General features: G+C 72.4%; 18 protein-coding genes and 1 tRNA gene. 12 read left to right on the forward strand and 7 right to left on the reverse strand.

Annotated elements, in window-relative coordinates; translation table 11 throughout:
- Window positions 1-222: 222 nt before the first annotated feature.
- Both CG740_RS11820 and CG740_RS11825 read left to right on the forward strand, forming a co-directional pair.
- Window positions 223-2,055, forward strand: coding sequence for a tetratricopeptide repeat protein (locus CG740_RS11820; protein ID WP_100574999.1), 1,833 nt, complete (start codon window positions 223-225; stop codon window positions 2,053-2,055).
- A gap of 75 nt (window positions 2,056-2,130) precedes the next feature.
- A tRNA-Met gene (locus tag CG740_RS11825) sits at window positions 2,131-2,204 on the forward strand.
- Between the two features lie 141 nt (window positions 2,205-2,345).
- Here the strand turns inward: CG740_RS11825 and CG740_RS11830 are convergent.
- Window positions 2,346-2,762, reverse strand: coding sequence for a Fur family transcriptional regulator (locus CG740_RS11830; protein ID WP_053729883.1), 417 nt, complete (start codon window positions 2,760-2,762; stop codon window positions 2,346-2,348).
- 126 nt (window positions 2,763-2,888) lie between these two features.
- On the opposite strand from CG740_RS11830, the gene CG740_RS11835 reads away from it, so the two are divergent.
- Window positions 2,889-4,358, forward strand: a complete 1,470-nt coding sequence (locus CG740_RS11835) for a catalase (protein WP_100575000.1) — start codon at window positions 2,889-2,891, stop codon at window positions 4,356-4,358.
- 102 nt (window positions 4,359-4,460) lie between these two features.
- On the opposite strand, the gene CG740_RS11840 is transcribed toward CG740_RS11835, so the two are convergent.
- Entirely contained in the window at window positions 4,461-4,859 is a 399-nt protein-coding gene (locus CG740_RS11840) for a CBS domain-containing protein (protein ID WP_100575001.1), read from the reverse strand.
- A 274-nt stretch (window positions 4,860-5,133) separates the two neighbouring features.
- A complete protein-coding gene (hisN, locus tag CG740_RS11845; protein WP_100575098.1) occupies window positions 5,134-5,940 on the reverse strand; it encodes a histidinol-phosphatase in 807 nt (268 codons plus the stop codon).
- 155 nt (window positions 5,941-6,095) lie between these two features.
- Between hisN and CG740_RS11850 the strand changes: the two genes are divergently transcribed.
- The gene (locus tag CG740_RS11850; RefSeq protein WP_100575002.1) at window positions 6,096-6,713 is read left to right on the forward strand and encodes a TetR/AcrR family transcriptional regulator; all 618 of its coding nucleotides are present in this window, start codon (window positions 6,096-6,098) and stop codon (window positions 6,711-6,713) included.
- Between the two features lie 46 nt (window positions 6,714-6,759).
- On the opposite strand, the gene CG740_RS11855 is transcribed toward CG740_RS11850, so the two are convergent.
- The 4 genes from CG740_RS11855 to CG740_RS11870 all read right to left on the reverse strand — a co-directional run bounded on the left by CG740_RS11855 (window position 6,760) and on the right by CG740_RS11870 (window position 10,264).
- Window positions 6,760-7,083: a DMT family transporter gene (locus tag CG740_RS11855; protein ID WP_100575099.1), complete on the reverse strand. Its 324-nt coding sequence runs from the start codon at window positions 7,081-7,083 to the stop codon at window positions 6,760-6,762.
- Window positions 7,084-7,181: 98 nt separating this feature from the next.
- Window positions 7,182-8,195 (reverse strand): ribosome small subunit-dependent GTPase A, encoded by a 1,014-nt coding sequence (gene rsgA / locus CG740_RS11860; RefSeq protein ID WP_100575003.1) that lies wholly within the window; start codon window positions 8,193-8,195, stop codon window positions 7,182-7,184.
- Window positions 8,196-8,210: 15 nt separating this feature from the next.
- A complete protein-coding gene (aroA, locus tag CG740_RS11865; RefSeq protein ID WP_100575004.1) occupies window positions 8,211-9,536 on the reverse strand; it encodes a 3-phosphoshikimate 1-carboxyvinyltransferase in 1,326 nt (441 codons plus the stop codon).
- 26 nt (window positions 9,537-9,562) lie between these two features.
- A complete protein-coding gene (locus CG740_RS11870) occupies window positions 9,563-10,264 on the reverse strand; it encodes a M50 family metallopeptidase (RefSeq protein WP_100575005.1) in 702 nt (233 codons plus the stop codon).
- Between the two features lie 223 nt (window positions 10,265-10,487).
- Between CG740_RS11870 and CG740_RS11875 the strand changes: the two genes are divergently transcribed.
- From CG740_RS11875 to def, 8 genes are all read left to right on the forward strand, one after another.
- Complete coding sequence (locus CG740_RS11875; RefSeq protein WP_100575006.1) at window positions 10,488-11,342, forward strand: SOS response-associated peptidase; 855 nt, start codon at window positions 10,488-10,490, stop codon at window positions 11,340-11,342.
- A 44-nt stretch (window positions 11,343-11,386) separates the two neighbouring features.
- Window positions 11,387-12,022, forward strand: coding sequence for an alpha/beta hydrolase family protein (locus CG740_RS11880; protein WP_100575007.1), 636 nt, complete (start codon window positions 11,387-11,389; stop codon window positions 12,020-12,022).
- Between the two features lie 258 nt (window positions 12,023-12,280).
- Window positions 12,281-12,925 (forward strand): sigma-70 family RNA polymerase sigma factor, encoded by a 645-nt coding sequence (locus tag CG740_RS11885; RefSeq protein ID WP_167157084.1) that lies wholly within the window; start codon window positions 12,281-12,283, stop codon window positions 12,923-12,925.
- Complete coding sequence (gene rsrA, locus CG740_RS11890; RefSeq protein ID WP_100575009.1) at window positions 12,922-13,236, forward strand: mycothiol system anti-sigma-R factor; 315 nt, start codon at window positions 12,922-12,924, stop codon at window positions 13,234-13,236. The genes CG740_RS11885 and rsrA overlap by 4 nt, the downstream gene beginning before the upstream one ends.
- Before the next feature lie 290 nt (window positions 13,237-13,526).
- A complete protein-coding gene (locus tag CG740_RS11895; RefSeq protein ID WP_442802820.1) occupies window positions 13,527-14,960 on the forward strand; it encodes an HD-GYP domain-containing protein in 1,434 nt (477 codons plus the stop codon).
- Window position 14,961: 1 nt separating this feature from the next.
- A complete protein-coding gene (locus CG740_RS11900) occupies window positions 14,962-16,218 on the forward strand; it encodes an HD-GYP domain-containing protein (protein ID WP_100575011.1) in 1,257 nt (418 codons plus the stop codon).
- Between the two features lie 117 nt (window positions 16,219-16,335).
- Window positions 16,336-17,316, forward strand: a complete 981-nt coding sequence (locus CG740_RS11905) for a tetratricopeptide repeat protein (protein WP_100575012.1) — start codon at window positions 16,336-16,338, stop codon at window positions 17,314-17,316.
- Window positions 17,317-17,372: 56 nt separating this feature from the next.
- The gene (gene def, locus CG740_RS11910) at window positions 17,373-18,005 is read left to right on the forward strand and encodes a peptide deformylase (RefSeq protein WP_100575013.1); all 633 of its coding nucleotides are present in this window, start codon (window positions 17,373-17,375) and stop codon (window positions 18,003-18,005) included.
- The last annotated feature ends 7 nt before the right edge of the window (window positions 18,006-18,012 follow it).

Raw genomic sequence — 18,012 nt, forward strand, 5'->3', positions numbered from 1 at the left:
ATCCTTTCAAGGATCCGGGCCCTCGTCGCGTTCGCGCCAAGATCACCGCGGCTGTCCGGCACGCCGATGGCTGGAACCCTTCGGCGTGAAAACCGCTCTTGTCCAAGGGAGTTGGCGCCAAAGGGGTTTGGTGTGTCTCTCTGTGGGCATGTCGACAAAACGCTGAAGTGACCTCACTGGCTGCGGTATACCAGGTGTACGCGGGTTGCGGGTGGTGCGACGATGGTATTTATGGGGGACAGGGCAACTCTGTTGGAGACAGGGCGGTTTGTGCAGACACGCTCCGATGAGGATGCTGACACCGCTGACGCCGAGACCGAGGCGCGGCACCGTCGTGCTGCCGACAGCGGCGACGCCGAGTCGATGAGCGTCCTCGGCGCCCTGCTGCTGCGCCGCGGTGACCTCGACGGCGCCGAGGCCTATCTGCGCGGCGCCACCGCCGAGGGCGACCGGGCCGCCGCCAACAACCTCGGCGTCCTGCTCCACCAGCGCGGCTACACGGACGAGGCGGCCGGCTGGTGGCGCATCGCCGCCGTCGCCGGATCCGCGGCAGCCGCCCACGCACTCGGCCGCCACTACCGCGAGCGGGGCGACGAGCCCGCCGCCGAGTACTGGCTGCGCCAGTCCGCCGAGCAGGGCCACGCCCTCGGCGCGTACGCGCTCGCCGACCTCCTGGAGCACCGCAGCGACGTCGGCGCCGAGCGCTGGCTGCGCGCCGCCGCCGAGCAGGGCCACCGCGAGGCGGCCTACCGGCTCGCCCGGCTGCTCGACGGGCGTACCGGCGGCGAGGCGTCCGGGGAGGGCCCCGGTGACATCGCTGTCGAACCGGCGCCGGAGGAGGAGGGTGCGTCCGGCGAGGCCGAGCCCTGGTACCGGCAGGCCGCCGCGCGCGGCCACCGCAGGGCCGCCCTGCACCTCGGCGCGATCCTGGAGAAGCGCGGCGAGCTGAAGGAAGCGGGCCGCTGGTACCTGACCTCCGCCAAGGACGGCGAGGCCAAGGCCGCCTGCGCCCTCGGCTTCCTGCTGCGCGACGCGGGCGACGAGGAGAGCGCCGCCGTGTGGTGGCTGCGCGCCGCCCAGGACGGCGACGGCAACGCGGCCAACGCGCTCGGCGCACTGCACGCGGCACGCGGCGAGCAGCAGACCGCCGAGCGCTGGTATCGGGCCGCGATGAGCGCGGGGGATGTGAACGGGGCGTACAACCTGGGGCTGCTCTGCGCCGCCCAGAACCGCACGGCCCAGGCCGAGCAGTGGTACCGCAGGGCGGCCTACTCCGGGCACCGCGAGGCGGCCAACGCGCTCGCCATCCTGCTGCTCCAGGCCGGTGACGCGACCGGTGCCGAGCCGTGGTTCTCCAAGGCCGCCGAGGCCGGCAGCGTGGACGCCGCCTTCAACCTCGGCATCCTCTTCGCCGGCCGCGACGACGACCGGACGGCCCTGAAGTGGTACGAGCGGGCGGCCGCCGCCGGGCACACCGACGCGGCCCTCCAGGTCGGCATCGCGCTCCTGCGGGACGGTGAGGAGCAGGCGGCCGAGCGGCACCTGCGCTGCGCGGCGGGCGGCGGCAGCCCCGAGGCCGCGTTCCGCCTCGCCAGCCTCCTCGATGCCCGCCAGCCCCCGCCCGGACCGCCGGTGCTCGGCGAGCCGCTGGGCGAGAAGACCGAGTGCGAGGAGTGGTACGAGCGGGCCGCGCAGCAGGGCCACCGCCGGGCGCAGGTGCGGGTCGGCATGCTCGCGGCCGCCCGCAACGACCTGGAGGCGGCCGCGCGCTGGTACGGGGAGGCCGCCGAGGCGGGCAGCCGCAACGGCGCCTTCAACCTCGGCCTGCTGCTCGCCCTTGAGGGCCGCGAGCGCGAGGCCGCCCTGTGGTGGACCCGGGCCGCGCACGCCGGACACGGCCGGGCCGCGCTGCGCCTCGCCCTGCTCGCCGCCCGGCACGGTGAGCTGTCCGAGGGGCAGCGCTGGTGCGCGAGGGCGGTCGAGCTGGGTCCGGCGGAGGTCGCGGAGCGGGCGGCCCGACTGCGCGAGGCACTCCACCAGGAGCTCACGGCCTAGTCCTGGCGGGGTTTCCAGGGCCAGGCGAACAGATTTGCGCTGGTCCACAGCGTCCCGTAAGGTTGTGTTCACCGACGCGGGGTGGAGCAGCTCGGTAGCTCGCTGGGCTCATAACCCAGAGGTCGCAGGTTCAAATCCTGTCCCCGCTACTTGCAGGCTGAGGCCCGAATCCTTTGGGGGATTCGGGCCTCAGTCGTGTGCGTACGCCGTCCATGCGAGGCGGCAGAGAAGAAGCCCTCCGGCCAGCGGCCGGAGGGCTTCTGTGCGTTGGGGGGATCAGGTGCCGGGGGTCAGGCCGCCGCGCAGTTCGGGCAGGTGCCGCGGTAGGTGACCTCGACGGCCGCGATGGTGAAGCCGAAGCGCTCGGTGTCGGGCAGGTCGGCCAGCGGGTTGCCCTGCGGGTGCACATCGCGGATCGCGCCGCACTGGGCGCAGACCAGGTGCTGGTGCGGGCGGTGTGCGTTCGGGTCGTAGCGCTTGGCGCGACGGTCCGTCGAGACCTCCAGGATCTCGCCGAGCGTCACCAGCTCGCCCAGAGTGTTGTACACCGTCGCCCGGGAGATCTCGGGCAGGCGTTCCACGGCTCGGGCATGCACTTCGTCCGCCGTCAGGTGGACGTGGTCGCCGTCGAGGACCTCGGCCACGACGCGGCGCTGTGCGGTCATGCGCCAGCCGCGGCCGCGCAGTCGCTCCAACAGGTCACTCATGGACATCAGCCTAACAGGGGAGAGGGGCCAGTTCCGAACCCGTGTGGGTTTGGACCTTTGCTTGACTTAGACAATGTCCATTGTAGGATCGAACCCGGCTCAGGCCGAGGGACAGGACTCGTAGGAATGACGCAGGAGGCGCACGTGACACAGGGACCGCTTACGACGGAGGCCGGAGCGCCGGTCGCCGACAACCAGAACAGCGCGACCGCGGGCGCCGGCGGTCCGGTCCTGATCCAGGACCAGTCGCTCCTGGAGAAGCTCGCCCACTTCAACCGCGAGCGCATCCCGGAGCGCATCGTCCACGCCCGTGGCGCCGGTGCGTACGGCACCTTCACCGTCACCCGTGACGTGTCCCAGTGGACGCGCGCCGCCTTCCTCTCCGAGGTCGGCAAGCAGACCGAGACGTTCCTGCGGTTCTCCACCGTGGCCGGCAACCTCGGCTCCGCCGACGCCGTGCGCGACCCCCGCGGCTTCGCGCTGAAGTTCTACACGGAGGAGGGGAACTACGACCTGGTCGGGAACAACACCCCCGTCTTCTTCATCAAGGACGCCATCAAGTTCCCCGACTTCATCCACACCCAGAAGCGCGACCCCTACACGGGCAGCCAGGAAGCCGACAACGTCTGGGACTTCTGGGGCCTGAGCCCCGAGAGCACCCACCAGGTGACCTGGCTCTTCGGTGACCGAGGCATCCCGGCGACCCTGCGCCACATGAACGGCTACGGCTCGCACACGTTCCAGTGGAACAACGAGGCCGGCGAGGTCTTCTGGGTCAAGTACCACTTCAAGACCGACCAGGGGATCAAGAACCTCACCCAGGACGAGGCCAACAAGCTCGCCGGTGAGGACCCGGACAGCCACCAGCGTGATCTGCGCGAGGCCATCGAGCGCGGCGAGTTCCCGTCCTGGACCGTGCAGGTGCAGATCATGCCGGAGGCGGACGCGGCGACGTACCGCTTCAACCCGTTCGACCTCACCAAGGTGTGGCCGCACGAGGACTACCCGCCGATCGAGATCGGCAAGCTGGAGCTCAACCGCAACCCGGAGAACATCTTCGCCGAGGTCGAGCAGTCCGTCTTCAGCCCCGCGCACTTCGTGCCCGGCATCGGTCCCTCGCCGGACAAGATGCTCCAGGGCCGCCTCTTCGCGTACGGCGACGCCCACCGCTACCGCGTCGGCATCAACGCCGACCACCTGCCGGTGAACCGTCCGCACGCCACCGAGGCGCGCACCAACTCCCGTGACGGCCACCTGTACGACGGCCGCCACAAGGGCGCGAAGAACTACGAGCCCAACAGCTTCGGCGGCCCCTCCCAGACCGACCGGCCGCTGTGGCAGGGCAGCCAGGTCACCGGGGTCACCGGCACCATCGCGGCCCCCGTGCACGCCGAGGACAACGACTTCGTGCAGGCCGGAAACCTCTACCGGCTGTACTCGGAGGACGAGAAGGCCCGCCTGATCGACAACCTGGCGGGCTTCATCGCCAAGGTCTCGCGCGAGGACATCGCCGAGCGCGCGATCAACAACTTCCGCCAGGCGGACGGTGACTTCGGCAAGCGGCTCGAAGCCGCGGTCCAGGCCCTCCGCGGCTGATACGCGCTCGCCTGCCGAAGGTGGACAGAAGGCCGGACTCCGTTGCGGGTCCGGCCTTCTGGCGTGCGGTGGCGCAGCACCGCCTCGGCCGGGAGAGCTGTCTCAGCCGGCCAGCGCGGTCTCGCGGCGGGCCGGGGCCCAGCAGCGGATGATGTCGCGGACCGAGACGACACCGACCGGTCCGTGGTCGTCGAGCACGATCAGGTGCCGGAAGCCGCCGTGGGCCATCGCGTCGGCGGCCTCGACGAGCGTCCAGGACGGCGCCGCGAAGACGACGTCGGTGGTGGTGTGCTTGCTCGCCGTCTCGTGGTCCGGGTTCTGTCCCAGGCCGACGGAGTTGAGGATGTCGCGCTCGGTGAGGATGCCGAGGCCGCTGGTGTCGGGGTCGAGGACGATGGCCGCGCCGACCCGGCGTGCGGACATCAGCCGGGCCGCTTGGCGGAGGGTGTGGGCGGGTCCGATGGTGAGGACCATCGTGCTCATGGCGTCACGGACGAGCATGAAGGGAGCCACCTCCTTGGTGGATTCGTCTCCGGCACGGCGAACCACGCCCGCTCCGGAAGGAATTCACAAGTTCACAAGTGGGGGGACTCCTAGAGTCGCATCCGGACCGGCCGTCAACAAGGGGCTGGTAGAGGCCAGTTGAGGGGCGCGTAAAAGTACGACACACGCCCCTCGGGCGCCTCAGTGGTGCGGCCCGCAGGCCCGCAGGGCTGCTGCCCGTAGGCTGCGGCAAGGCTCAACTCGGGCCCGCGGCAAGTTCGCTGACGATGCGTCAGCCCTGCGGGGCGTCCCCGAGGTAGCCGAGCAGCTCCTCGTGGAGCAGGCCGTTGGAGGCCGCCGCGTTGCCGCTGTGCGGGCCCGTCCGGCCGTCGAGGCCGGTGAAGACGCCGCCGGCCTCCTGCACCACGATCACGTTCGCCGCCATGTCCCACATGGACAGCTCCGGCTCCGCGCAGAAGTCCACCGAACCCTCCGCGACCATCATGTACGGCCAGAAGTCGCCGTACGCCCGGGTCCGCCAGCACTCCCGGGTCAGGTCCAGGAAGTCGTCCAGCTTGCCCCGCTCCTCCCAGCCGCTCAGCGAGGAGTACGAGAACGAGGCGTCGGCCAGCTTGGAGACGCTGGAGACCTTCAGGCGGGTCGCCGAGGTCAGGCTGCGGCCGGTGAAGGCGCCGTGCCCCTTCGCGGCCCACCAGCGCCGGTTCAGGGCGGGCGCCGAGACGACGCCGACGACCGGCTGGAAGCCGTTCTCGCCCGCCTCCATCAGCGAGATCAGGGTCGCCCACACCGGCACGCCGCGGACGTAGTTCTTGGTGCCGTCGATCGGGTCGACCACCCACCGCCGCGGGCCCGTGCCCTCCAGGCCGTACTCCTCGCCGAGGATCGCGTCGCGTGGCCGCGCACGCTGGAGATGCCCCCGGATGACCTCCTCGGCCGCCTTGTCGGCCTCGCTCACCGGTGTCATGTCCGGCTTGGTCTCGACCACCAGGTCGAGAGCCTTGAACCGGTCCATGGTGGCCGCGTCGGCGGCGTCCGCGAGGACGTGGGCGAGACGCAGATCGTCGTGATAGTCGGGCATGGTCACCACCGTAGCGACCGTCCGCGGTGCGGGCCACGGCGCCCGCACTCCGGGACGCCCCCGCACCCGCCCCCGGCGCCCCTTGACACTCCGGCCGGGCCCGTCAACTCTGAACGCGGAGCCCCCGCAAGGCCGCGGGGACTCGGGAGGCGACCATGCCCACAGCGCGGGAATCCTTGCTGGACGCCGCTCTCTCGGCGCTCGCGGTACTGCCCTGGCCGGGAGTCAGGATGGTGGACGTGGCGTCCGCCGCCGGGGTCTCGCGGCAGACCCTCTACAACGAGTTCGGCAGCAAGGACGGCCTGGGCCGGGCGCTGGTGCGCCGGGAGGCCGATGTCTATCTGCGGGGCGTCGACCGGGCGCTCGCCGAGTGCGGCGGCCCCGCCGAGCGGATGGTTCAGGTGGCGGAGTGGACGCTCGGCTCGGCCCGCTCCAGCGTGCTGGTGCGGGCGCTGCTCACGGGCTGCTGGAGCGAACGCCTCCCCGCTCCGTCCGGCCGGGCCGTCGTGGCCGTCTCGCCGGTACCCGCGCAGCGCCGCGCCGACGCCGGGGTGCCGGGCCCCGCCGAACTCGTGGCTGCCGTACGGGACCGGGCGCTCACCGCCCTGGAGCAGCAGGTGCCGGGCGCGGACCCGGTGGAGCTCGGCCGGTACTGCGAGACGGCGGTGCGGCTCGGCCTGTCCTGCGTGGTGGCCCCGCCCGTACGGGGCGAGGGGCAGGCCGGATACATCCGCGCGGTGCTCGCCCGGCTCCCGGTCCGCGCGGTGGGGTAGCCGGATCCTGGACCTGACGGTCCCTCAACTCGCTTGCGGCAGGGGGTCAGTGGGCCGAACCGGAGATCTGGAGCCCGATCACGCCGATGATGACCAGCGAGATGGACACCAGTTTGAGGGTGGAGACCACGTCACCGAGGAAGACCATGCCGTAGATCGCGGTACCGGCGGCGCCGATGCCCGTCCACACCGCGTACGCCGGACCCACGTCCAGCTTCCGCAGCGACAAGGTGAGCAGACCGAACGAGCCGAGCGCGAACGCGGCGAAGGCGATCGTCGGCCACAGCCGGGTGAAACCGTGCGACAGCTTGAGGCAGACGGCGAAGCCCGTCTCCAGGATTCCCGCCACCACGACCAGCAGCCAAGCCATGTCCAGGGCCTCCACAACGCATCGTCGTCGCTGACTGCATGGTCAACACTTGGTGCGATTATGCAACGGAGGCCCTGCCCACGCCCCGGTAAACAGGATCAGTCGCCCTCGCGTCGCTCCCTCGTGGCCAGCAGTCGGCGCAACGAGTACAGCCGCGCCGGATCGGCGTGCCCGTCCGCCACCCACTGGTCGAGCGCGCACTCCGCCTCGTCGTGGCTGCACGCGCGCGGGCAGTTCTCGGTGCCCGGTACGAGGTCGGGGAAGGCCAGGATCACCCGGGACGGGTCGACGTGGTGGAGCCCGAAGGACCGCACGCCCGGAGTGTCGACGACCCAGCCGCCGTCCGCGCTGTCCAGCGGCAGCGCCAGCGCCGATGTGGTGGTGTGCCGGCCGCGCCCGGTGACCGCGTTGACATGGCCGGTGATACGCCGCTGTGCCTCCGGGACCAGCGCGTTGACCAGAGTCGTCTTGCCGACGCCGGAGTGGCCGACGAACGCGGTGACCTTGCCATGCAGTTGCTCGCGCACCCGGTCCGCCGCGTCGCCCTCGTACAGTTCCTCGCGCGAGGTGACCACGTGCGGGACGCCCAACGCCCCGTACATCTCCAGGAGTTCGTCGGCCGGGGCCAGGTCCGACTTGGTCAGGACCAGGAGCGGGGTGAGCCCGCCGTCGTACGCGGCGACCAGGCAGCGGTCGATGAGGCGGGGGCGTGGTTCGGGGTCGGCCAGCGCGGTGACGATGGCGAGCTGGTCGGCGTTGGCGACCACCACGCGCTCGTACGGGTCGTCGTCGTCGGCCGTGCGCCGCAGGACCGAGGTGCGCTTGCCGATCCGCACGATCCGCGCGAGCGTGTCCTTCTTGCCGGACAGGTCGCCCACGATGTCGACCCGGTCGCCCACCACCGCCGCCTTGCGGCCCAGCTCGCGGGCCTTCATGGCGTGGACCGTGCGGTCCCCGACCAGACAGGTCAGCCGTCCCCGGTCGACGGTGAGGACCATGCCCTCGGCCGCGTCCTCGTGCTTGGGGCGGATGCTGGTGCGGGGGCGGTTGCCCTTGGGGTTGGGGCGGACGCGGATGTCGTCCTCGTCGGGGTTCTTGCCGTAGCGGCGCATGATCTTAAGTCCCGCTCAGCTTCCGGACCCCGCCAGCATGGAACTCCACATGTCGGGGAAGTCGGGCAGCGTCTTGGCCGTGGTCGCCACGTTCTCGATCTGGACGCCCGCGACGGCGAGGCCGATGATCGCGCCGGCGGTGGCCATGCGGTGGTCGTCGTAGGTGTGGAAGACACCGCCGTGCAGCGGGCGCGGGCGGATGTGCAGACCGTCCGCGGTCTCCGTCACATCCCCGCCCAGCTCGTTGATCTCCTTGGTGAGCGCGGCCAGCCGGTCCGTCTCGTGCAGCCGCAGATGGGCCACGCCGCGCAGCGTCGAGGGGGAGTCGGCGAGTGCCGCGACGGCCGCGATGCCCGGGGTCAGCTCGCCCACCTCGCTCAGGTCCACGTCGATGCCGTGGATGCGGCCGGAACCGTTGAACACCAGCCCGCGGTCGGTCAGTTGGCAGGTGCCGCCCATCTCCGTGAAGATCCCGCGCAGCTGGTCGCCGGGCTGGGTGGTGCGGGCCGGCCAGTCGGGGATGACGACCGTGCCGCCGGTGACGAGGGCCGCGGCAAGGAACGGCTGGGCGTTGGACAGATCCGGCTCGACGGTCAGGTCGCGGCCGAGCAGCGCCGAGTGCGAGACCCGCCACACGTTCGGCTCGCCGCCCGTCTCCGGCTCGTCGACCTGGGCGCCCACACAGCGCAGCATGTCGACCGTCATCCGGATGTGCGGCAGGGAGGGCAGCGTGGCGCCCACGTGCCGGACCTCGACGCCCTGGTTGAAGCGGGGCGCGGACAGCAGCAGGGCCGAGACGAACTGGGAGCTGGAGGAGGCGTCGATCTCCACCCGGCCGCCTTCGAGGGCGCCCGCGCCGTGCACGGTCATCGGGAGTGCGCCGCGGTTGTCGTCGTCGATGCGGGCGCCGAGCGCGCGCAGGCCGTTGATGACACCGCCCAGCGGGCGCTCGTAGGAGCGCGGGTCGCCGTCGAAGCGGACCGGGCCGTCGGCGAGCGTGGCGACCGGGGGCAGGAAGCGCATGACCGTACCGGCGTTGCCGACGTCGACCGTGGCCGGGCCGTGCAGACCGGCCGGGATCACGCGCCAGGCCTCGCCCGAGCCGTCCGGGCCCACGCCCTCCTCGATGCCGACGCCCAGGGTGCGCAGCGCCTCCGCCATCAGCAGGGTGTCGCGCGAGCGCAGGGGGCGGCGCAGCCAGCCGGGCTCGGCGGCAAGCGCGGCCAGGACGAGCCCGCGGTTGGTGACCGATTTCGATCCGGGCACGGTGACCGTCGCGTCGACGGTTCCGCTCGCGAGGGGGGCGGGCCAGAGGGCGGGGTGCACGGGCGTTTCGGTCATGGCCCTTACTTTAGTGGGGCCGCGCACTAGAGGCCGAGCAGCCAGCGGCCGCCGCCGATCAGTGAGCACACCGAAACGGCGTGGAAGAGGAAGAGCCAGAGCGCCGGTGGCACGTGGGTGAGCCGGGCGAGCTGGTCGGCGTCCGAGTCCCCGTCGTTGTGCCGGCGGCGCTTGCGCTGGAGCTCGAAGGCCGGACGCACGCCGCCGAGCAGCAGGAACCACACCGCCGTGTAGGCGAACGCGGACTGGACGTCCGGTCCGGTCAGCCACGAGACGAGCAGGAACGCGGCACCGGTGAGCACCACGGTCAGGACGCCGTACGCGTTGCGGATCATCACCAGCATGGCCAGGAGCAGCGCGGTGGCCAGCCACAGGAAGAGCGTGACGTGGTGCGCGGCGAGCAGCCAGGCGCCGCCGAGGCCGAGCAGCGGGGGAGCGGTGTACCCGGCGGCGGCCGTGAGGATCATGCCGAGGCCGTGCGGCTTGCCCCGGCTCACGGTCAGGCCGCTGGTGTCGGAGTGCAGCCGGATCCCGTCGAGGCGGCGCCCGGTGACCAGCGCCACCAGGCCGTGGCCGCCCTCGTGGGCGATGGTGATGGCGTTCCGCGAAAGCCGCCACAGGCCGTGCGGGACGACGAAGACGAGTGCGGCTGTGCCGGTCACGACCACCAGCCACTGGGCCGGGGCGCTCTGGGTGCCGAAGAGCTGGAAGTCTTGCAGGGCGGACATGTCTGGGACGGCTCCTCATGGGGGACGGGCGCCGTGGCAGTCTGGCACCGGGCACTGCGCTGGCGTGTGGCGAGTAGGACGAACGGTGCGGGGCCAGGGGTTCCCGCCGTCGGCTCCCGGCCCCGGTCTGCCACCCTGGGACGTGTCCGGGCCGGCCCAGCGGCGCGGGCAGGCGACACGGCCGCACGACCGAACGGGACGCGGCCCGGAGGGGAGGCCCCAGATGTGCGGCAGGTATGCGGCGAGCCGAAGTCCCGAGGACCTCTCGGAGGTCTTCGACATACAGATGGGGGTCCCCCCTGGTCGTGCGGAGTCGGGATCCGGGGGGACGGATCCGGCCGAGGCCCTGGAGCCCGACTTCAACGTGGCCCCGACCAAGGAGGTCTACGTCGTCCTGGAGCGCCCCCTCAAGGACACCGGCGATCCCCGTCCGGTTCGTCAGCTGCGCAAGCTGAAGTGGGGACTCGTCCCGTCGTGGGCGAAGTCACCCGAGGGCGCGGCCCGGATGATCAACGCGCGGGCCGAGACGGTCCACGAGAAGCCGTCCTTCAAGAAGGCCTTCGCCTCGCGCCGCTGCATCATCCCGGCGGACGGCTACTACGAATGGGTCACCGGCACCGGGGAGCGCGAGCTGGAGGTCGAGGGGAAGAAGAAGCGGCCCCGCAAGCAGCCGTACTTCGTGACCCCGGCGGACGGCTCGGTCTTCGCGATGGCCGGTCTGTACGAGTTCTGGCGCGACCGCACCCTGCCCGACGACCACCCCTCGGCCTGGTGGGTGACCTGCTCGGTGATCACCACCGAGGCCGAGACGGGCCCGCTGGCCGTGGCGCCCGCCGAGGGGCCGGGCTCCCTCGCCGAGATCCACCCCCGGATGCCGCTGATGCTGACGCCGGACCGCTGGTCGTCGTGGCTCGACCCGGCCCGGGTCGACACCGAGGAGCTGCGCCGACTGCTCGCGCCGCCGCCCGGGGGCCTCATGCGGGCCTACCCCGTATCGACGGCGGTCAGCAACGTCCGCAACAACGGGCCTGAGCTCCTGACCGAGCTGGAGGCTCCCGAGGAGGGCACGCTGTTCTGACCGCCCTGCCCGGGGCCGGGCAGGGGGCGGGGCAGGATGGCCCCGTGACCGACAGCGAGATCATCGAGACCGGCGCGGGGGACGCGCGCATCACCTGGCACCCCGCGAAGAAGGCCCGCCTGGTGCTGGCCGTCAGCCATGGCGCGGGCGGCGGCATCGAGGCCCGCGACCTCCAGGCGCTGGCCGGCGCGCTGCCGCCGCTCGGGGTGAGCGTGGCCCTGGTGGAGCAGCCCTGGCGGGTGGCCGGCAAGAAGCTGGCCCCGGCCCCGAAGACGCTGGACACCGGGTGGCGGGAGCTGTGGCCGGCCGTCGCGGAGAAGGGCCTGCCCGTCGTCGCGGGCGGCCGCAGCGCCGGGGCGCGGGTCGCCTGCCGCACGGCGGCGGAGCTGGGCGCGGCCGGAGTCCTCGCCCTGAGCTTCCCGCTGCACCCGCCGGGCAGGCCGGAGAAGTCCCGGGCGCCCGAGCTGCTCGGCGCGGGCGCGCCCACCCTGGTGGTCCAGGGCGGCAACGATCCCTTCGGGAAGCCCGCCGAGTTCCCCGAAGGGGCGTACCAGCTCGTGGAAGTGCCGTTCGCCGACCACGGGTTCGCCGTGCCCAAGCGTGCCTCCCTCACCCAGGAGGACGCGCTGGACGTGATCACCGGGTCGGTCGGCGCATGGCTGGGCGGTCTGTCCCCCTGACCCTCCGTCGGCTCCGGGAATGCGCGGTGCGGGGCCGCTGTTATGGCGGACGTAAGGGATACGCAGACCAGCTGTGGAGAGGGAGTCCGTCGCATGGGTTCGACCATCTGCCCGAGCCGCAAGGCCGCCTCTGACCTGGAGTGGACGGTGCTTTCCGCGGCCAGGACCGCTCCTGTTCGAGCGGCGGGCGGAGCGGATCGTCGTCTATCCTCCGATTCGAGTGGGTCCGCATTCGGACCCGTCACTGCGTTCGAGGAGGTGGGTCCGGTCACAGGGACCGACGACGGCCACGTGGAAGAGACCACCGCCGAGCGCAACGCGCGCTTCGAGCGGGACGCGCTCGGCTACCTCGACCAGATGTACTCCGCGGCCCTGCGCATGACGCGCAACCCGGCCGATGCGGAGGACCTGGTCCAGGAGACGTACGCCAAGGCGTACGGGTCCTTCCACCAGTTCCGCGAGGGCACCAACCTGAAGGCTTGGCTCTACCGGATTCTCACCAACACGTTCATCAACTCCTACCGGAAGAAGCAGCGCGAGCCCCAGCGCAGCGCCGCCGAGGAGATCGAGGACTGGCAGCTCGCCCGCGCCGAGTCGCACATGTCCACAGGTCTGCGCTCAGCCGAGTCGCAGGCACTCGACCACCTGCCCGACTCGGACGTGAAGGCGGCCCTCCAGGCCATTCCGGAAGAGTTCCGCATCGCCGTGTATCTCGCGGACGTAGAGGGCTTTGCGTACAAGGAGATCGCCGACATCATGGGTACACCCATCGGTACGGTGATGTCCCGACTGCACCGGGGCCGCCGCCAGCTGCGCGGAATGTTGGAGGACTACGCCCGGGACCGCGGGCTCGTCCCGGCCGGCGCCGGCGAGTCGGACGAAGCGAAAGGCTCGGGCTCATGAGCTGCGGAGAGCCGCACGAGACGGACTGCTCTGAGGTCCTGGACCATCTCTACGAGTTCCTCGACCACGAGATGCCCCCCACGGACTGCGACAAGTTCGAGGTGCACTTCGAGGAGTGCTCGCCGTGCCTGGAGAAGTACGGCCTGGAGCAGGCCGTGAAGAAGCTGGTGAAGCGCTGCTGCGGCTCGGACGACGTGCCGAGCGACCTGCGGTCCAAGGTCATGGGCCGGATCGACCTGATCCGCTCCGGCCAGGCCGTGCCGGAGCAGGACGTCGTCACCGGAGAGGTCCCGACGCTGCGCCCCGAGTGACCCCGGGTCCCGCGCGACCCGGACCGTCCGCCGCTGTGACGCGGACGATCAAGAACGGTGAACTGCCGCTTCCGGCAGGACAGTTGAGAGCGGCCCCGGCCATCGGCCCGGGGCCGCTCTCCGCTTTCCCCGCGACGCGTCACCCGAAGGTGCTAATCCGGGTGGCTCGAAACGGCCTATTCCGACCATGCGCCTGAACGCCGCCGCCCACGGGCCTATCCTCGCGAAGCCGTACGCAATGGACTGCCCGGGCGGATGGGGAGGTGGGGGCCATGGCGGAGTCGAGGGGACTGCGGGACGTTCCGGCGGGCGCGCGCCTCGCGGTCGTCGCCGCCGCCGCGGGGGCGGGCGCCTGCGCCCTGCCCGTGCTCCGCGGGGGCGTGCCCTGGGCGGCCGTCGCCCTGCTCGCGGGCCTGTACGCGCTGTGCGAGTGGCCGGCCCGCTGCCCGATCCTGGCCGGCCGGGTCAGTGTGCCGACCGCCTCCGGCTCCTTCTTCCCGGTGCTGCTCGCCGCCGTCTTCCTGCTCCCGCCCCCCGCCGCCGCCCTCGTCGCGGTGCCGGGCGCACTCATCGCGTACGTCGAGGACGAGCCGCGCCGGGTGCGCCGGGCCTGGCGGGCCGCCGAGCTCGCCATCGCCGCCGCCGCGGCGGCCTGCGCCCATCAACTCCTCGGCGGGCGAGAGGCGTTGGGCGGCGGCAGCTCGGCGGCGGCCCCCGACTTTCCGTACGCTCTGGTGCCCGCGGCCGTCGCCGCTCTCGTCTTCTGCCTGGTCCTGACCGCGCTCGACGGCCTCATCCTCGCCACCGCCGAGCGCCGCCCGGTGCGCACCGCCTGGCGCGGCCTCCTGCTGCGCTCGCTCGCCCCGCACTGTGTGCACGGGCTCGCGGGACTGATGATGGCGGTGCTGTGGCGCAGCCGGTTCGGGCCGCCCGCGGCGCTGTTCGTGCTGCTGCCGATGTACATCTCCTGCTGGGTCTTCGCCCAGTACCAGCGCGAGCGCGCCGCCCACCAGGCGACCATCCGCGCCCTCGTCCAGGCCGTCGACATCAAGGACCGCTACACCCGCGGCCACAGCGAACGCGTGGGCCGCGCCTCGGAGATGATCGCGCGCGAACTCGGCATGGAGGAAGGGCGGCTGGAGGTCATCCGGTTCGCCGGGATCCTGCACGACGTCGGCAAGCTCGGGGTGCCCACCCGGGTCCTCAGGAAGGACGGGCCGCTCACCCCCGAGGAACGGGCGGTGATCGAACTGCACCCCGAGTACGGCCACGAGATGGTGCGCGGCATCGGCTTCCTCGGCGAGGCCCGCGGTGCGATCCTGCACCACCACGAGCGGCTCGACGGCAGCGGCTACCCCTACGGCCTGGCCGGCGGCCAGATCCCCGAGGCGGCGCGCGTGGTGGCGGTGGCCGACGCGTTCGACGCCATGACGTCCACCCGCTCCTACCGGCGGGCCAGACCCGTCGCCGCCGCCGTCACCGAGCTGGAACGGTGTGCGGGCGCGCAGTTCGACCCCCGGATGGTGGCGGGCCTGGTGCGGGCGCTGTCCCGGTACGGCTGGCACGTGGAGGTCACCGCGGACCAGGCCGGAACCCCGGCCGCGCGCGGAAACGTGCCTCCGCCCCGGCCGCCGCGCGCCCCCGGGGCGGACCCGGGTCCGGACCGTCCCGCCGAGCCCGCGCGGCGCCCCGAGCCCCGCCCCTCCGACGTCAAGGGGGCCTGACATGGCCCCCCGGCCGCCGGCCCTCGCGCTCGCCGTGCACGCCCTCGCCGGGGCGCTCAGCGTCTGGGCGATCGCGGCGACCCTGCGCGACGGGCTCGCCGACCCCGGCACCGCGGCCGCCTTCGGCACGCTCATCGCGGTGGGCGAGCTGGCCCGCTGGGGCGCGCGGGAGGGCGAGCGGGATCCGGCGCCGCTCGCCTCCGCGGGAGCGCTCGGCTACGCGCTGCTCGGCGAGAACGCCGGGCACGCCAGTGGGCACGGGGTGCTCCAGGTGATCGCCGTGGTGGTCGCCTCCGCGCTGCTGGGATCCGTACCGCATGTCGCCGTGGGACGCGGGCCCCGCCCGGACCAGGCGGCCCGGCGGGTGCTGACCGTCGCGTTCGCCGCGGTCTGCTTCCAGCCGCTGTACCACTCCGGACGGCTCGACGACTGGTTCGGGCGCGGACCGTACTTCGCGTTCGTCCTCCTGCTGCTCCTCCTGCTCACCGCGCTGTGCGACGCGGTGGTGGCCGCGCTGCTCCTGCGCGCCCGTACCCGCTACCCCTTCGGGCCGCTGCTCGGGGACGAGCTGCGCGGACTGCTCGGCATCGCCTCCGCCGTGTGCGCGACCGGCACCGTGATCGCCCTCGCGGTCGCGGTCGCCGGGCTGTGGGCGCTGCCGGTGTTCTGTGCGCCGCTGCTCCTCACCCAGCTGGCCTTCAGGCGGTACGCGGCCGTGCGGACCACCTACCGCCAGACCATCACCTCACTGGCCCGCGCCACCGAGATCGCCGGGTACACCGAGCCGGGCCACGCCCGCCGGGTCGCCGAGCTCAGCCGGGCCGTAGGGCGCGAGCTGGGCCTGTCCGAGGGCGAGCTGACCGTCCTGGAGTACGCGGCCCTCATGCACGACATCGGGCAGCTCTCCCTGCTCGACCCGGTCCCCTCCGGGGCCACCGCCCGGCTGCCCGCGGCCGAACAGCGCAGGATCGCGCTGCTCGGCGGCGCGGTGGTGCGCCAGACCGGGGTGCCGTCCGATGTGGCCCTCATCGTCGAGCGGCAGGCCGACCCGTACCGGGAGCAGCCGCTGCCCGCCCGGATCGTGCGGGCGGTGAACGCCTACGACGATCTGGCGGAGGGCGCCGAAGGGCCCGGCGGATCCCTGAACGCACTCGAACAGCTGCGCCTGGGCACCGGCCACGACTACCATCCCCAGGTTGTCGAATCCCTGGCACGTGTGCTGGCCCGAGGCTGTCTGACCCGGGTGCCTCCTGGGTAACCCAGGAGTAATGAGCGGCCTTCCGGCCGGGCATGGTTGGATGCGAAAAGAACCCAGAAAACTGGGAGACCGTAAGACCGACCCGGTAGTCGGGGCCGGTCTGGGCAGGCGGGAATCGTGAGGATCTTCGGCAAGGGACGGCACCGGCCCTCCGCCTCGTGGCGGCAGGCCACAGACCGTGCGTTCACGCTGATCGGCGACGGCCGGTACGAGGACGCCGGGGCGCTGCTGACGCGCGCGGCGGACCTGGAGCCCTGGCTGTCCGAGTCCTGGTTCAACCTGGCGCTCCTGCACAAGTTCCGGCACGACTGGGAGCAGGCGCGGGCCGCCGGGCTGCGGGCCGTGGCGCTGCTCGACAAGGAGAGCGGCGCCCCCGACTGGTGGAACGTGGGCATCGCGGCCACCGCCCTCCAGGACTGGCCGCTGGCCCGCCGCGCCTGGCAGGCGTACGGCCTGAAGGTGCCGGGCGAGGCCACCGGTAGCGGCGAGCCCGTCGGCATGGAGCTGGGCAGCGCCGCCGTGCGCCTGTCGCCCGAGGGCGAGGCCGAGGTGGTGTGGGGCCGCAGGCTGGACCCGGCCCGCATGGAGGTCCTCTCCATCCCGCTGCCCTCATCCGGCCGCCGCTGGGGCGAGGTCGTGCTGCACGACGGCGTCCCGCACGGCGAGCGCGTCACCGCCGCGGGCCCGTCCTTCCCGGTGTTCGACGAGATCGAGCTGTGGGCGCCCTCGCCGGTGCCCACCTGGGTGGTCCTCCTGGAGGCCGCCACCGAGACCGACCGGGACGCTCTGGAGCGGCTGGCGGCCGACGCCGGCTTCGCCGCCGAGGACTGGTCCTCCTCGGTACGCCTGCTGTGCCGGGCCTGCTCCGAGTCGGAGATGCCCAGCGACGAGGGCGACGGCGAGCACCTCGACCCGCACGATCACAGCGAGCCCGGCCACCCCGGCCCGCTCGGCCACCGCACCAATGGCGACCTGTGGGTCCCCGAGCGCGAATGCGGCATCGCGGCCCCCGCGGGCCTGGTGCGCGGCCTGCTCGACGGCTGGGTGGCGGACAACCCGGACAGCCGGGAGTGGCGGGATCTGGAAGAAGTCTGCTGAACCGGCCTTAGGCTTGTACGGATCGAATCGGGTTTTCAGGAAGGCGTACGGCGGACATGGCGCAGCAGCAGACGGACCAGCAGGTCGAGAACGACGGGTTCGTCGTGGACACGGAGGACTGCGAGGCGCGTGAGCTGGCCTACCGCGAGCGCGGCACCGCCCGCCCGGTCACGGTCGTCGGCAACCCGGTGCTCCACAAGGAGTGCAAGGACGTCACCGCCTTCGACGGGGAGCTGGCCCGGCTCATCGACGACATGTTCGCCAGCCAGAAGGCCGCCGAGGGCGTGGGCCTCGCGGCCAACCAGATCGGCGTGGACCTGAAGGTCTTCGTGTACGACTGCCCGGACGACGACGGGGTGCGCCACGTCGGCGTCGTCTGCAACCCGGTGCTCGAAGAGCTCCCGGCCGAGCAGCGCGTCCTGGACGAGTCCAACGAGGGCTGCCTGTCCGTGCCGACCGCGTACGCCGAGCTGGCCCGCCCCGACTACGCGGTGGTCAGCGGCCAGGACGCCGAGGGCAACCCCATCAAGGTGCGCGGCACCGGCTACTTCGCGCGCTGCCTCCAGCACGAGACGGACCACCTGTACGGCTACCTGTACATCGACCGCCTCTCCAAGCGGGACCGCAAGGACGCGCTGAAGCAGATGGCGGAGGGCACCCCGCGCTACGAGACCGTGCCCAACAACTGACGTACGC

The organism is Streptomyces sp. CB01201, assembly GCF_002803085.1.
GTDB classification, from domain to species: domain Bacteria; phylum Actinomycetota; class Actinomycetes; order Streptomycetales; family Streptomycetaceae; genus Streptomyces; species Streptomyces hundungensis.

What these genes read in the sequence shown, in the direction of transcription:
- CG740_RS11820 (WP_100574999.1), top strand. Translation starts at nt 223, where the DNA reads ATGGTATTTATGGGGGACAGGGCAACTCTGTTGGAGACAGGGCGGTTT.
- CG740_RS11830 (WP_053729883.1), bottom strand. Translation starts at nt 2,762, where the DNA reads ATGAGTGACCTGTTGGAGCGACTGCGCGGCCGCGGCTGGCGCATGACC.
- CG740_RS11835 (WP_100575000.1), top strand. Translation starts at nt 2,889, where the DNA reads ATGACGCAGGAGGCGCACGTGACACAGGGACCGCTTACGACGGAGGCC.
- CG740_RS11840 (WP_100575001.1), bottom strand. Translation starts at nt 4,859, where the DNA reads ATGCTCGTCCGTGACGCCATGAGCACGATGGTCCTCACCATCGGACCC.
- hisN (WP_100575098.1), bottom strand. Translation starts at nt 5,940, where the DNA reads ATGCCCGACTATCACGACGATCTGCGTCTCGCCCACGTCCTCGCGGAC.
- CG740_RS11850 (WP_100575002.1), top strand. Translation starts at nt 6,096, where the DNA reads ATGCCCACAGCGCGGGAATCCTTGCTGGACGCCGCTCTCTCGGCGCTC.
- CG740_RS11855 (WP_100575099.1), bottom strand. Translation starts at nt 7,083, where the DNA reads ATGGCTTGGCTGCTGGTCGTGGTGGCGGGAATCCTGGAGACGGGCTTC.
- rsgA (WP_100575003.1), bottom strand. Translation starts at nt 8,195, where the DNA reads ATGCGCCGCTACGGCAAGAACCCCGACGAGGACGACATCCGCGTCCGC.
- aroA (WP_100575004.1), bottom strand. Translation starts at nt 9,536, where the DNA reads ATGACCGAAACGCCCGTGCACCCCGCCCTCTGGCCCGCCCCCCTCGCG.
- CG740_RS11870 (WP_100575005.1), bottom strand. Translation starts at nt 10,264, where the DNA reads ATGTCCGCCCTGCAAGACTTCCAGCTCTTCGGCACCCAGAGCGCCCCG.
- CG740_RS11875 (WP_100575006.1), top strand. Translation starts at nt 10,488, where the DNA reads ATGTGCGGCAGGTATGCGGCGAGCCGAAGTCCCGAGGACCTCTCGGAG.
- rsrA (WP_100575009.1), top strand. Translation starts at nt 12,922, where the DNA reads ATGAGCTGCGGAGAGCCGCACGAGACGGACTGCTCTGAGGTCCTGGAC.
- CG740_RS11900 (WP_100575011.1), top strand. Translation starts at nt 14,962, where the DNA reads ATGGCCCCCCGGCCGCCGGCCCTCGCGCTCGCCGTGCACGCCCTCGCC.
- def (WP_100575013.1), top strand. Translation starts at nt 17,373, where the DNA reads ATGGCGCAGCAGCAGACGGACCAGCAGGTCGAGAACGACGGGTTCGTC.